We start from the raw sequence: 13,350 nt of genomic DNA on the forward strand, positions 1-13,350 counted from the left end.
TATAATTGAATACTATTAATATTCTGAATTGATTATATTTGAAAATTATAAATTACGCTATATATTCCAATAATTTTCTTTTTATTGTTAACTTTTTCTAAAAATAACTAATTAGCATAGCGTGTGATTGATTTCCGTTCCGACTGGGCGCTTTGTAGCTGTCGCTTTGCTTTCGCTACAGATAAAACATTTGCCGCTGACGCTTCGCTTTCGCGCAGATAAAACATTTGTTGTTGCTGTCGTTGCACTTTCGCACAGAGCAAAGCTTCCTGGGGGCGTCCGATGAGCCGCTTCGCTTCGCTGCAGGGTCTCGGGCCAAAAGGATGTTGGTCACGAAGGCGTTATCACAGGACGTGATGCTTTTAGCCTTCGTTCCTCTATCGCTAATCCCCAAGGAGTCGCCCAGCCTCCACTCCAATCAATTTATATACACGGTATACATTTAAAAATGTCATCCCAATTTTTAGTGATTGCCCGTAAAAATAAAAAAACGAAGAAAACTGAATTGTTTTCTTCGTCTTTTTTATCAGGACTATTTATGAAATGGCCTTTTTGTGTAGTTTGATTTTTAATTTTTCTAGCATATCAACTGTCATTTTTGCTAAATCATACTGAGCTTTAAAGCCCCATTCTTTCTGTGCCGCTTCTATATTTATAGAATTTGGCCAACTATCTGCTATCGCCTGACGTACTGGATCTACATTATAATCCATACGGAAATGTGGTAAATGCTTTTTAATCTCCGCCGCAATTTCAGATGGCTCAAAGCTCATTGCAGTTATATTAAAGGCATTGCGATGTATTAGTTTGCTACTATCCGCTTCCATTAAATCTACAATAGCCTGCAATGCATCTGGCATGTACATCATGTCCATGTATGTGCCTTCTTGAATATAAGATGTATACTTACCTTGCTCAATCGCCTCATAGAAAATCTCAACTGCATAGTCTGTCGTACCACCTCCAGGAGGCGTTACATATGATATTAACCCTGGGAAACGTACACCACGAGTATCTACACCAAAACGATTGAAATAATAATCACATAATAGCTCACCAGCTACTTTATTTACCCCATACATTGTTGTTGGGCGTTGTAATGTATCCTGAGGCGTATTATCCTTCGGTGTCGAAGGACCGAACGCGCCTATTGAGCTCGGTGTAAAAAATTGCAAGTTTAACTCACGCGAAACCTCTAGCGCATTCATTAAACCGCCCATATTTAAATTCCATGCTAGCAATGGATTTCTTTCTGCGGTTGCTGATAGTAACGCCGCTAAATGCATCATTGTATCAGCACCAAAATCCTTCGCTAACTCATGCATTCTTTGTCCATCCGTCACGTCCAATACTTCAAATGGACCCTTAATATTTTCAAGCTTTCGAACATCTGTCGCTAACACATTGTCCTCTCCATAAATACCCCGAAGCTTTTCTACAAGCTCAGAACCTATTTGACCAAGTGCTCCTGTAACCATTATCTTTTTCATTTCTCCAAACCTCCACCTGTGAACAGTTGTACTTCTGGAAAGTACATTAATATATAAACAAACATTGATTTAATAACACTTTTGATGATTTTTATTATAAATTGTTCACATTAAAAATACAACCATTATCTTTTTCATTTCGACAATTCGAACGCAAAATCCCTTACTATCAGTATATGAGCCCTATATAATATTGTGCTGACAAAACAAACAAAATACATTTGTACATCTAGAATGCACAAATGTCCGTTTTTTCGCATAGCGACAATATTAATTTGTGGATGACATATGTTAAAACATATGCGGAAATCAACCATACGTTATGATGAGGAGCCAAAAAAAGAACCTTTTTTGTATACATTTACAAAGAAAGGTCCAATTATTCTTATTAAATTGAGAAACGCTTTACCGCTATTTGTAAAACTTTTGATACCTTACGTAACTCTTGAATATAATCATGGAATTGCTGTTGTGCGGTTAATTGAGCAGCTGTTAAAGTAGCTACATGTTTAGTTGATGATGCATTTGTATCTGAAAATGACGTTAACATGACCGCATCCTCATTAACCTTTTTCGTATGTTTGGCAATCTCTTGCACGGTTGCAGATACTTCCATTATATACGGCTTAATTGTATGTACTTTTTCTAAAATTTGATCAAAGCTTGTTGCCGTATCCCCGGTTACATGTACACCCTTTTCAGTTGCGGCTAACACACCCTCCATCATTTGCACAGCATAGTTTGAATCTAAATGAATGTTTTGTACTATGGACGTAATCGTTTGTGTTGACTGAACTGTCTGCTCCGCAAGCTTACGTACTTCATCGGCCACAACCGCAAATCCCTTACCATGCTCCCCTGCTCTAGCAGCCTCAATGGATGCATTTAAGGCTAGGAGGTTTGTTTGTGCAGTAATTTTTTCAATTACCTCGACCATTTGATCGATCGTAGAGGCCCTTTCTACAAGATTAAAAATGGCTGTATTCGATTTTTCAACTGCACGCTTAATCGCCTGTATTTGTGTTAAATTTGCTTGTACAATTTCCGTACCACTTTCTGCATCACGTGCAGTTTTATGAGCAAAATTTTCAACAACCTGTACTTTTTCTAAAATTACTTGGACACCATTCAGCACCTCCTCTAGAGAAGCTGTATTGGAAGCTAATTTTGTTGTAGAAGCAGCTGTTGAATCTGAAATGGACTGCACATCCTTTGCAATTTTGACTGTTGTATTAGACGACTGCTCTGAGGATTCCTGCAGCTTCCCAGACATTTCTTCTACCTCATATGCACTGTTTGATACTGTATGAAGTAGTCTTTTCACCTCTGTTGCCATTTGATTGTATGACAATATTACCTCGCCGAGCTCATCCTGTGCCACATAGCTGGCATTCGCTGTGAAATCCCCCTGCTCTGCACGCTTTAATAGTGACTTCAATTGACGTGTTGGTATATTTACAGCTTTCGTTGCTATTAACCCTATAAAAATCACTAACAGAACAACAAATAAACACACTCCACCCAATAGCCAATAACCGAATTGCACATCGTCCTGATATGCCTGTTGCTGTTCCTTAGACCTTTGGATCAAATAGCTTTGAGTTTCTTCTAATAATGTATGACTTTGCTGGCTTACGGGTAAATATGACTGAACATAAAACTGTTGTTGTTCATTTTGATCTAATTGTTTATAGCTATCAACCAGTTCTATCTGCTGTGCTAGTAAGGACTTGTATTTCTTCACCTGGTGATCCATCTTTTTATCAACTTCTAGATTTTCTAAATAACCTAAAGGCTGCTCAACATTTTTAAAAATGGCTGTCATTTCTTGATAAGTCCCAGCTGAATCTACTAAATAATCTAATTGTCGTTGTGATTCCTCTAGTTCATTTAACCATCCAATCGGTACAAGCCCTTCTGAATAGCTTTCACTTGCATGCCATGACATTTTCCGTAAATAATCAACACTAAAAACACCTAGCAATACATTCGATAGTACACAAACAATCATTAGTACTAGTAGCTTGTCTTTCACCATTATGTATCGAAAAAAACGCATTATTTTTGGCTCCTTCTCCAACTCTTACCAATAATCATAGTATGAAGATATGAAGCCAGTGTTATGTTTTTGTAAAAATTGTACGAAGAGTTGTAAATAGCTATTATTTCAATGTAAACTTATCATCCGCAAATGGTACATTCCATTAAGGCACACACTTTCAGTGGGGGACACGATAATCGTCACTAAGGATTATCGGACTCCCCAGAAAGTGCTAAGTCGGAACGGGAAAACCCCTCATTTTGCCAAAGAGTCATACCGATAGTTTTTCAACGACATGCATTCAGTAGAAGATGAACCCCTCACTGATTACATTTTCAATTTATGCATACTATCCATTACAACCTCTATTATTGTATCAAGATCCTCTTGTGCAATCGTAAGTGGTGGAGATAATGTTAATACGTTATTAAAGCCTGCAACAGTTGCACCATTTTTACCTATGATGACACCTTGCTCCTTACATCTTGCAATAACAGCATTTACTTTATCTACCGGTAAAGGCTCCTTCGACGCTTTATCAACAACTAATTCTATGCCAATTAATAAACCTTTTCCCCGAACATCCCCTACATTCGGGTGCGTGCTCAATGCTTGTTGAAGTGTTTCAAGCGTAGCAGCTCCAACCTTACTAGATCTTTCAAATAATGCTTCTTGATTAAGAATTTCAATATTTTTTAATGCGACCGCACATGCCACAGGTGACCCACCAAATGTATTGACATGTCGGAAATAACCGTATGCATCAGAGCCAGTGAATGCTTCATAAATTTCACGTTTCACTGCTGTAGCCGATAATGGTAAATAAGCACTTGTAATTCCTTTTGCCATTGTAATAATATCCGGCTTTACACCGTAGTTCATAAATCCAAATGGCTTACCTGTTCGACCAAAGCCACAAATTACTTCATCTACAATCATTAAAGCCCCATGCTTTTTACACACTTCCTCAATGCCCTTTAAATAATTTTCCGGAGGCATGATGACGCCCCCACCTGTAATAATTGGCTCTAAAATCATAGCGGCTATTGTTTCACTTAGCTCCCATGTCATCGTCTTATCTACAGTTTTTACGCTTGCCAAATCCATTGGAGCAAGTGCGTCACTTTCATGTTCTCGATATTGATCAGGCGGTGCTACATGGATAAAGCCAGGAGATAGTGGCTCATACTTATACTTTCGTTCCGCTTGCCCTGTAGCAGCTAAAGCACCAAAGGAATTGCCATGGTATGCACGGTAGCGGGAAACAATTTTATAACGCGAGCTCTCTCCTTTTTGTTGATGATATTGGCGCGCAATTTTAAACGCTGTTTCATTAGCCTCTGACCCACTATTAGAGAAGAAAATAACATAATCTCCCCCAAGCATTTCATTAATCTTTTCAGCCAGTTCAACAGCTGGTAAATGTCCTTGGGATAATGGAGCATATGCATTTTTCAGCATCTGCTCATGTGCAACATCTGCTAATTCCTTGCGTCCGTAGCCTACGTTTACACACCACAATCCTGCCATTGCATCGATGTATTCTACTCCCTCTGTATCAACAATTCTCGCGCCATTTGATTTTTCTACCACATATGTTGCTTGTGGATTGTAAGGTTTCATTGAATGCCATACATATTGTTCATCTTTCTTTAAAACATCACTTTTAAGATTTACTTGAACCATATCTATACACCCCTTCATGTTATGTTCACTTATTCACATCGTTATTACTCGGGAACGCGAATGAACTTGTCGTATCCTCTGTTTCATCTGGCCATCTTTCAGAAATCGTTTTCGCTTGCGTAAAGAATCGAGCTTGGTCAGGTCCAAACATATGCCCTTCACCAAACTTTGATCGCTTCCATCCACCAAAGTTGTGATAGCCAACTGGAATTGGAATCGGAACATTCACGCCTACCATACCTACTTCAATTTCTTCTTGGAATTTACGCGCCGCCGAACCACTACTCGTAAACATCGTGACACCATTCCCGAGTTCGTGATCATTAATTAAATCAATAGCTTCTTGTAAAGTTTCAACGCCCACAATAATACGCGCAGGGCCAAAAACCTCTTCTTTAAAAATAGTCATATTTGGTGTTACATTGTTTAACAATGTTGGTCCAAGATAAAAGCCTTTAGATGTTTCACCTATTTTCGGATTCCGCCCGTCCGTGACAAGATTTGCACCTTCTGTAATAGCTTCGTCTATATATCGAACAATGGTATCTTTTGATTGTTGCGTAATAACTGGACCAAAATCAACTTCGTCATCTGTATATGGACCAACCTTTAATTTCAAAACTTTCTCCTTTAATATCTCTGTAAAGCGTTTTTCAATATCTTCTCCAACAACAATCGCTCCAGAAATGGCCATACAACGCTGGGACGCGGCTCCAAATGCTGCACCTAAAAAGGCATTAGCTGTTTGCTCCAGATTTGCATCCGGCATAACAATCATAAAGTTTTTCCCACCACCAAATGCAGCGACACGTTTATTATGCTTCGTTCCTGTTTGGTAAATATACTCTGCAACAGGTGTTGATCCAACAAATGAAATTGCTTGTATCTCTTTATTTTCTAGCAGTTCATTTACCGCATCTTTATCGCCATTTATGACTGTCCAAATTCCATCTGGCAGCCCTGCCTCTTTCCATAATTTACTTAAATATAATGCCGAAATTGGCACGCGCTCAGACGGCTTTAAAATAACGGCATTACCAACCGCTACAGCCATACTTGTAATTGCAAGTGGGACCATGACAGGGAAATTGAACGGCGCAATTGTCGCAACAACCCCAAGTGGTGATTTTGCAGAGAAGGCATTAATATTGCCGCCCACATTAACGGAATATTCCCCCTTCAGCATTTGCGGGGCACTTATTGCCATATCTACGGATTCAATGCCACGAACAATTTCACCTTTAGCATCTTCCTTCGTTTTCCCACTTTCCTCACAAATCACTTCAATTAGCTCATCCTGTCTTTCTATTAATAGCTGACGGAAACGATGTAAAACCTCAACTCGTTTGCCAATCGATGTCCTTTTCCATGCAGGGAAGGCTGACTTTGCTAGCTGGATCGCCTGCTTCACCTCATCTCTTGTTGCTAACGGAACTTGTGCGATGACCTCTCCTGTTGTTGGATTATAAACCTCCGAGTAACGACCACTTGTACCAGCTGTTTCAATACCATTGATAAAATGTGATAGTGTTTTTATTTTTTGTTGAACTGTCATAATTTCCCCACTCCTCATTTATTGTTGTTTAAAATCTAATTCTTCCTTTTGGAAAATAAAGCTTGCTTCATGGTCAGGCGACTTTCTCTTTTGGGTCATCGATTCCATGGCTCTGTTACCTCTTTTATTAGATTGGATTATCGCTTACAAAAATTTTACAAGTTCCATAGATTCGAAGTAATAGACAAACTGTAAAATTCTATACTTTTGTTTTAAACATAGTGTAAAATAGATTCAATATTCACAAAACATAGTATTTTCGTTTATTCAAGCTGAAATTGCGCATTCATTAGAAAACTAAGCAAGGATTTGTGTTAAATGGAAGGAGGATAAAAATGTTTAAGCTTCAAGTGAGAGATGTATTAGAAAATACATATTTTCAAAGTGCGGAGGTCGTAGCTGGTGAGGATGGATTGTTACGGATTGTAAAATGGGCCCATGTCATCGAAATTATCCAAGTAGATAATTTTCTAGCTGGTGATGAATTGGTCTTAACAACAGGGATCAGTCTTCAGCATCGCCTAGAGGATTTTATCTTTTTTGTAGAATCCTTAATCCAAAAAAATTGCGCTGCATTATGTATTGAATATGGCACTTCCATACAAACCATCCCGGAAGTGATCGTAGCTCTCGCCAACCGTCACAGCTTCCCTATCATCGTTTTTCATGACACGGTTCCTTTTGTCCGCATTACACAAGATTTACATAGTCAAATAATGAATCAACAATATTTAATGATTTCCACTTTAGAATCCTACTCTCAAACGTTAAATAAAAATGCTCTATTAGGACAAACAGCGGAAGATATTTTACAAAATATGTATAATGAATTAAAGACACAAATCATCTTTTCTATTAAAGGTCGAGAGCCTATCTTCTTTCCAAATATGTCGCACAATAAGCGCCAACAACTATTAACGATAAAAAAAACAGCATCAGTATTAAAACATGAACCAATCTTTATTTTTGATCAGCATTATGCAGATTTATCTCTCTATAGGGAAGATGGTCGATTCTCAGAATTCGAATTACTTATTTTAGACCGAACAGCTACTGCGTTAGCACAGCTATTAATGCGGGAATTTTATATTGAGGAGAAAAAGGACATTGAAGATGCCACTATTTTAGCGGATTGGATCGATCAAAAACTATCGAAAGAGGAAATTTATAAATTTATCGTAGCACATCATTCTAACTATCATTTTTCTAGCGGAGCTGTCTTTATTTTAGCCTCTCCTAATGCCGTCTCTAAGGTACAAGAGGATATTGTCTATAGTAAGCTCTACTATCGAAACCTTTTTGAGCAAAATGGATTTATACCATTTTTATTTGAGAGAAAAAGCTATGTCATTTTTATTTTGCTCCATACGAAGGATAGTAAAGCGAGTCGCGAATTATTAAATACGTTAGTTTCTTCTCTCCAAAAAACCGACTTTTATAAAAAACAAATGGTGCAGGGTTATCAAGTAGCTATCGGCAAAGTCATTGCAGACGTAAAAGAAATTCCGAAGAGCTATCAAACTGCGCTCGAAACATTGTATATTTGCAGTAAAGTACAAACAACTTCTTATTTTTACGATGATTTACATTTGTATCACTTAATCTATAAATTACAGATGCAAGTAAATTTACAGGAAGTCATACAAGATTATTTGCAGCCTGTTATTGAATACGATAAAAAATATAACAGTAAGCTGTTAGAAACACTGCAGGTATACTTACAAACGAATGGCTCCAAACAGCAAACAGCCAATCAATTGTTCATCGTACGCCAAACGCTCTATCATCGTTTAAACAAGCTTGAGAGTCTCTTAGGTGAAAATTTCATGAAGGGGCATAATCGGATTACACTTGAATTTATGTTGCTCGCTAACTCTTTAATCGAGGAAAAATCTTAGTTCTCGGGTTTAGCGGCGATGTTCTCGGGTTTAGCGGCGATGTTCTCGGGTTTAGCGGCGATGTTCTCGGGTTTAGCGGCGATGTTCTCGGGTTTAGCGGCGATGTTCTCGGGTTTAGCGGCGATGTTCTCGGGTTTAGCGGCGATGTTCTCGGGTTTAGCGGCGATGGCACGCTCAAGATCACTTTGTTCCTTGAGCGTGCCCACCATGCTAATTTCCAGCAACTACCCCACTATATAATCCAGGTCTGCGGTCGTCGTAAACAGGAATTCTACCTCGAACTTCATCCACAATCGAAAAGTCCACATCAATGACAGCAACCTCTTCATCCTCCGCACCAACCCAAAGTACTTCGCCCCACGGCTGAATAATCATGGATTGACCATTGAAGTTTTCTACCTTTTTCGAAATACGATTAACCGCAATCACGAAGCATTGATTTTCAATAGCACGTGCTTGTAGCAATGTTTTCCAATGATCGATACGTGGTGTCGGCCATTGCGCTGGGACGAACAATACCTTTGCACCCGCTAAAGCGTGAGCGCGTAGCCATTCAGGGAAGCGAATATCATAGCAAATCACTCCCGCAGCTTCAATATCTCCAAGTGCAAAGCGATTCATTTCATCTCCAGCTTCTAAATATAAATGCTCGTCCATTAAACGGAAAAGATGCGCCTTGCTATATTCACCTACTAGCTCACCCTGCTTATCAAACGTATACATCGTATTGTAAAATTTATCGCCCTTCTTCGTCGAAACAGAGCCACCAACAATATGTACACCAAGTTCTTTGGCTAGACCTGATAAAAATGCTTTCGAACGCTCTCCATCAACATCTGCAAGCTCCGGTAAACGTTCCAGTGCATAACCTGTATTCCACATTTCTGGTAGTACAATAATTTCTGCACCTTGTTTTGCCGCTTCACGAATCTTATCCTCAGCGCGAGCAAAATTTTCTTCTACTTTGCCGAAGCCTACATTTAATTGGATACACCCTATTTTCATTGTTATTCCTCCTCTAGACTGTACTTTTCTGTATTTTATACTACAATAAAACAACCTTACTGCCATAGTTTTAGCTCAATGTTCAGATTAATATTTCACCACTTAATACTCGAACTGCCGAGCCCGCAATTGCCACATCTTTTATTTTTGGCGTAACGTATAATAATCCACCGCGTTTTGATAGCTGTTTGCTAACGATGCTTTCTTTTGATAATTTTTCACACCAGTAAGGTCCTAACGCACCATGAGTGGAACCATTTACATGGTCTTCATCAATGCCTTGTGCTGGAGAAAAAAATCTTGAGACAATATCAATCCCCTCATCCTTAGAAAGACTCGTAATACAGACACCACGTACAGGGAACTGTTTCATCGCATGAAAATTAGCTTTGAAGTCTGCAATATATTCTTCGTGACTTAGCTCCACTATATAATCCAATTCCGTTTTTCCTACATATGTTGGCTTCATACCAAGCCATTCTTCAAGCTCTAAAGGACATTCAATCTCTTCTAACTGATACTTTTGAATTGTTATTTCAACTAGCTCATTAAACCAAATCGCTTGCAAAGGACCACTAAAAGTTTGGAATGTAATTGAAGAATTGATGGGTACAATCCCTTGTTTCCAAAGTAAAAAAGCACTAGCAATTGTTCCGTGTCCACAAATCGGTATTTCCTTTGCTGGTGTAAACCGTCTAAGAAAAAAATCATTATCCTTCTTTTGGACAAAAGCTGTTGTTGGTGCGGGGATCTCCTGAGCAATTTTCTGCATGGTCGACTCAGGTATTGCGGTATCAAGTAAACATACTGCAGCGGGGTTTCCCTTGTAAAGCTCTGTAGTAAAAGCATTGACGATAAAATATGAGACTTTGTTCAATTTTCTCACCTCATATACGTATTATTAGGTCACTTTTAATCACCAGTAGTTTTTAATTAACTGAAAAAGCTCTAGACAACTAGTAAAAAAAGTAATAGTATTCTTTAATAATTATTATATTCTGAAAAAGGTGAACATGCATGGAATTCTCAAAAAAACTACAGCAACTCCCAACTCCATTTTTTGCAGCACTTGTGCAAAAAGTAAACGCTGCTCTAGCAGAAGGGCGCGATGTTATCAATCTTGGTCAAGGCAATCCAGATCGGCCTACTCCTCCCCATATTATTCAAGCACTACAGGAGGCAGCTGACAATCCTCAAAATCATAAATACTCTCCATTTCGTGGTATCGCAGAATTACGTCAAGCAGCAGCTGACTTCTACAAACGTGAATACAATGTGGACATTGACCCTGAGACAGAAGTATACATTAGGACAAGATAATGAAGAGATTTTAAAATCATTACATGTGACTGATGAGCGCAACAAACAGCTAAAAGAAGCGAAAGCCATTCACTCGAAGTAAAGCTATCAATCCTTTTTTTCCGTCACTCTGGCGGGGCTACCAACGACTTTGACTATTCTATCCGTCGCTTCGGCCTTTCTATCCGTCGTTTTGGCTTTTCTTTCCGTCGCTTTGACCTTTCTATCCGTCACTCTGCTTTCTTTCCGTCTCTTCGGCTCTTCTTTCCGTCGCTCTGCTTTCTTTCCGTCACTTCGACCTTTCTATCCGTCGCTCTGGCGATTCTTTCTGTCACTTCGGCTCTTCTTTCCGTCGCTTTGGCTGGGCTATCCACGATTTTGGCTGTTCTATCCACGACTTTAGCTGCTCTATCCACGACTTTGGCTGCTCTATCCACGACTTTGACTATTCTATCCGTCACTTCGCCCCTTCCTTCCGTCGCTCTGCTTTCTTTCCGGCTCTTCGGCTCTTTTTTCCGTCGCTCTGGCGATTCTTTCCGTCACTTCGGCTCTTCTTTCCGTCGCTTTGTCGGGGCTATCCACGATTTTGGCTGTTCTATCCATGACTTTGACGGTTCTATCCACGACTTTGGCTGTTCTATCCACGACTTCGACTATTTTATCCGTCACTTCGGCTCTTCTTTCCGTCGCTCTGACCTTTCTTTCCGTCACTTCGGCTCTTCTTTCCATCGCTCTACTTTCTTTCCGTCACTTCGACTCTTCCTTCCGTCGCTTCGGCTCTTCTTTCCGTCGCTCTGCTTTCTTTCCGTCTCTTCGACCTTTCTATCCGTCGCTCTGGCTCTTCCTTCCGTCGCTTTGACCTTTCTATCCGTCGCTTTGACTCTTCTTTCCGTCGCTCTGCTTTCCTTCGATCGCTTCGACCTTTCTATCCGTCTCTTCGACCTTTCTATCCGTCACTTCAACTATTCTATCCGTCACTTCGACTCTTCCTTCCGTCGCTTTAGCTCTTCTTTCCGTCGCTCTGCTTTCTTTCCGTCGCTCTGGCTCTTCTTTCCGTCACTTCGGCTCTTCCTTCCGTCGCTTTAGCCACTCAATCCATCTCAACCTCAAAAAAGGGCTACCTCTATTGAGGCAGCCTCTTTTATTATTGAATTACGCCAAGCTCACGGCCAACCTTTTCATAGATGGCTAGCGCATCATCCAGCATTTCTTTTGTATGCGCCGCTGTAGGCATATTACGAACACGACCTGTGCCTTTTGGGACCGTTGGGAAAACGATTGATTTCGCATAGACACCCTCTTCAAATAAGCGATGTGAAAATTCCTGCGTAAGCTTTTCATCGCCAATAATACATGGTGTAATCGGCGTTTCAGATTCACCAATATTAAAGCCTAACTTAGCAAGACCCGCTTTTAAATAGTTGCCATTTTCCCAAAGCTTATCATGTAGCTCTGTCGAGTCAAGCAGCATTTGCACTGCCGCTGTAATCGCTGCAACATCGCCTGGTGGTAATGCTGTTGAGAATAAAAATGGACGTGAACGCACTCGCAACCAGTCAATTAAATTCTTCTTACCAGCTACATATCCACCCACAACGCCAATTGCTTTAGACAGTGTACCAATTTGGAAGTCGATTTCTTTTTCTAAACCGAAATGCTTCACTGTACCCTTCCCTTTACCAGTTACACCTGAGCCATGTGCATCATCGACATACGTAATTAAATCAAACTCTTTCGCAATCTCAACGATTTCTGGTAATTTTGCAATATCACCATCCATTGAGAATACGCCATCCGTAATGACCATGACTTTATTGTATAAGCCCGATTCTTTTGCTTCCTTTGCCTTTGCACGTAAATCGTCCATATCCGAGTGATTATAGGGGATAATTTTCGCACGTGATAAACGACAGCCATCAATAATAGATGCATGGTTTAATTGGTCTGAAAGAATCGCATCATTTTTATCCATAACAGCTGAAATAGCTGCCATATTACAGTTAAAACCTGATTGGTAAGAGATCGCTGCTTCTGTTCCTTTAAATTCAGCAAGCTTTTCCTCCAATTTCACGTGTAAATCGAGTGTACCGTTAATCGTGCGAACTGCTCCCGCTCCCACACCGTATGTCTCAATTGTTTCTTGGGCAATACGCTTTAATTCTTCATTCGTTGCTAAGCCCAGGTAATTATTTGAAGATAGATTGATTAGATTTTTGCCACGTACCTGAATGATCGGTCCGTTTGCTCCTTCTACTGGGTCAATTTCATTGTATAAGCCTTGATTGTGTAAGGCTTGTAGGTTTTCATCTAAAAATGCATTCAATACTTTTGACAAGCGTATCATCCTTTCCTAGGAAAACTGTTCTAGCTCCTAGT

At 39.8% G+C, this 13,350-nt stretch carries 12 protein-coding genes and 1 pseudogene; 4 read left to right on the forward strand and 9 right to left on the reverse strand.

From position 1 onward, the window contains the following. Positions 1-107 precede the first annotated feature (107 nt). The 5 genes from ACB089_RS22270 to ACB089_RS22290 form a co-directional block, all read right to left on the reverse strand. Entirely contained in the window at positions 108-263 is a 156-nt protein-coding gene (locus ACB089_RS22270; protein WP_374963969.1) for a hypothetical protein, read from the reverse strand. A gap of 273 nt (positions 264-536) precedes the next feature. Beyond that, the gene (locus tag ACB089_RS22275; RefSeq protein ID WP_374963970.1) at positions 537-1,490 is read right to left on the reverse strand and encodes an L-threonine 3-dehydrogenase; all 954 of its coding nucleotides are present in this window, start codon (positions 1,488-1,490) and stop codon (positions 537-539) included. Positions 1,491-1,878: 388 nt separating this feature from the next. Beyond that, complete coding sequence (locus ACB089_RS22280) at positions 1,879-3,549, reverse strand: methyl-accepting chemotaxis protein (RefSeq protein WP_374963971.1); 1,671 nt, start codon at positions 3,547-3,549, stop codon at positions 1,879-1,881. 309 nt (positions 3,550-3,858) lie between these two features. After that, a complete protein-coding gene (locus ACB089_RS22285; protein WP_374963972.1) occupies positions 3,859-5,217 on the reverse strand; it encodes an aspartate aminotransferase family protein in 1,359 nt (452 codons plus the stop codon). 25 nt (positions 5,218-5,242) lie between these two features. Next, positions 5,243-6,772, reverse strand: a complete 1,530-nt coding sequence (locus ACB089_RS22290) for a CoA-acylating methylmalonate-semialdehyde dehydrogenase (protein ID WP_374963973.1) — start codon at positions 6,770-6,772, stop codon at positions 5,243-5,245. 335 nt (positions 6,773-7,107) lie between these two features. Between ACB089_RS22290 and ACB089_RS22295 the strand changes: the two genes are divergently transcribed. After that, positions 7,108-8,670: a PucR family transcriptional regulator gene (locus ACB089_RS22295; RefSeq protein ID WP_374963974.1), complete on the forward strand. Its 1,563-nt coding sequence runs from the start codon at positions 7,108-7,110 to the stop codon at positions 8,668-8,670. Here the strand turns inward: ACB089_RS22295 and ACB089_RS22300 are convergent. From ACB089_RS22300 to ACB089_RS22310, 3 genes are all read right to left on the reverse strand, one after another. Further along, complete coding sequence (locus tag ACB089_RS22300) at positions 8,667-8,894, reverse strand: hypothetical protein (protein WP_374963975.1); 228 nt, start codon at positions 8,892-8,894, stop codon at positions 8,667-8,669. The genes ACB089_RS22295 and ACB089_RS22300 overlap by 4 nt on opposite strands. Continuing rightward, positions 8,881-9,675 carry a carbon-nitrogen family hydrolase gene (locus tag ACB089_RS22305; protein ID WP_374963976.1) on the reverse strand — a complete coding sequence of 265 codons (795 nt, stop codon included), beginning with the start codon at positions 9,673-9,675 and terminating at the stop codon, positions 8,881-8,883. Before ACB089_RS22305 ends, ACB089_RS22300 begins: the two co-directional genes overlap by 14 nt. Before the next feature lie 82 nt (positions 9,676-9,757). Further along, the gene (locus ACB089_RS22310; protein WP_374963977.1) at positions 9,758-10,552 is read right to left on the reverse strand and encodes a PhzF family phenazine biosynthesis protein; all 795 of its coding nucleotides are present in this window, start codon (positions 10,550-10,552) and stop codon (positions 9,758-9,760) included. A gap of 140 nt (positions 10,553-10,692) precedes the next feature. On the opposite strand from ACB089_RS22310, the pseudogene ACB089_RS22315 reads away from it, so the two are divergent. The 3 genes and pseudogenes from ACB089_RS22315 to ACB089_RS22325 form a co-directional block, all read left to right on the forward strand. Next, positions 10,693-10,983 (forward strand): annotated as a pseudogene (locus ACB089_RS22315) (aminotransferase class I/II-fold pyridoxal phosphate-dependent enzyme); the annotation flags it as partial. 142 nt (positions 10,984-11,125) lie between these two features. Further along, positions 11,126-11,377: a hypothetical protein gene (locus tag ACB089_RS22320; protein ID WP_374963978.1), complete on the forward strand. Its 252-nt coding sequence runs from the start codon at positions 11,126-11,128 to the stop codon at positions 11,375-11,377. After that, positions 11,353-12,060 carry a hypothetical protein gene (locus ACB089_RS22325; protein WP_374963979.1) on the forward strand — a complete coding sequence of 236 codons (708 nt, stop codon included), beginning with the start codon at positions 11,353-11,355 and terminating at the stop codon, positions 12,058-12,060. Before ACB089_RS22320 ends, ACB089_RS22325 begins: the two co-directional genes overlap by 25 nt. A 58-nt stretch (positions 12,061-12,118) precedes the next feature. On the opposite strand, the gene ACB089_RS22330 is transcribed toward ACB089_RS22325, so the two are convergent. Beyond that, on the reverse strand, positions 12,119-13,318 hold the full coding sequence (locus ACB089_RS22330) for a glycine C-acetyltransferase (RefSeq protein ID WP_374963980.1): 1,200 nt from the start codon (positions 13,316-13,318) through the stop codon (positions 12,119-12,121). Between the last annotated feature and the right edge of the window lie 32 nt (positions 13,319-13,350).

Origin of the sequence: Lysinibacillus sp. RS10, assembly GCF_041956855.1 — a bacterium.
Classification (GTDB): domain Bacteria; phylum Bacillota; class Bacilli; order Bacillales_A; family Planococcaceae; genus Lysinibacillus; species Lysinibacillus xylanilyticus_A.

Coding starts and splice junctions, on each gene's coding strand:
- ACB089_RS22290 (WP_374963973.1), bottom strand. CDS start 6,772: ATGACAGTTCAACAAAAAATAAAAACACTATCACATTTTATCAATGGT.
- ACB089_RS22295 (WP_374963974.1), top strand. CDS start 7,108: ATGTTTAAGCTTCAAGTGAGAGATGTATTAGAAAATACATATTTTCAA.
- ACB089_RS22275 (WP_374963970.1), bottom strand. CDS start 1,490: ATGAAAAAGATAATGGTTACAGGAGCACTTGGTCAAATAGGTTCTGAG.
- ACB089_RS22305 (WP_374963976.1), bottom strand. CDS start 9,675: ATGAAAATAGGGTGTATCCAATTAAATGTAGGCTTCGGCAAAGTAGAA.
- ACB089_RS22285 (WP_374963972.1), bottom strand. CDS start 5,217: ATGGTTCAAGTAAATCTTAAAAGTGATGTTTTAAAGAAAGATGAACAA.
- ACB089_RS22280 (WP_374963971.1), bottom strand. CDS start 3,549: ATGCGTTTTTTTCGATACATAATGGTGAAAGACAAGCTACTAGTACTA.
- ACB089_RS22330 (WP_374963980.1), bottom strand. CDS start 13,318: ATGATACGCTTGTCAAAAGTATTGAATGCATTTTTAGATGAAAACCTA.